The sequence below is a fragment of the Mesorhizobium sp. M7A.F.Ca.MR.362.00.0.0 genome (assembly GCF_004023175.1).
In the GTDB taxonomy this organism is placed as follows: Bacteria; Pseudomonadota; Alphaproteobacteria; order Rhizobiales; family Rhizobiaceae; genus Mesorhizobium.
Genome location: NZ_RZTF01001105.1, coordinates 1 through 242, shown reverse-complemented (window position 1 = coordinate 242; position 242 = coordinate 1). Strand labels below are relative to the sequence as shown.

The 242-nt window shown below is 40.5% G+C and carries 1 protein-coding gene; it reads left to right on the top strand.

Annotated features, from left to right (window positions below; translation table 11 throughout):
- Nucleotides 1–44 precede the first annotated feature (44 nt).
- On the top strand, nt 45–242 hold a 198-nt coding region (locus EOC06_RS41285; RefSeq protein WP_206631467.1), incomplete at its 3' end, for a hypothetical protein.

Below are 242 nucleotides of genomic sequence, written 5' to 3'. Positions count from 1 at the left end.
AGATAGCATTGACATCCTAGCTAAAGGAGGGGAATAGTGCAGATATGGGAAAAGACAATGAAAATGACCACGAAAAGGACAAGACGCAAGGCCCGATCACCTTTTTGAAAAAGCTGATGTCTGGCAATAACAACAAGAAGCAAAACAAGGCTCAATACTTGATAATAGTCGTCCTGTTTGGAGCGGGAATCATGCTTTTAAGCAATATGTTCTTTAAAAACGACAACTCCGATGTATCTGCA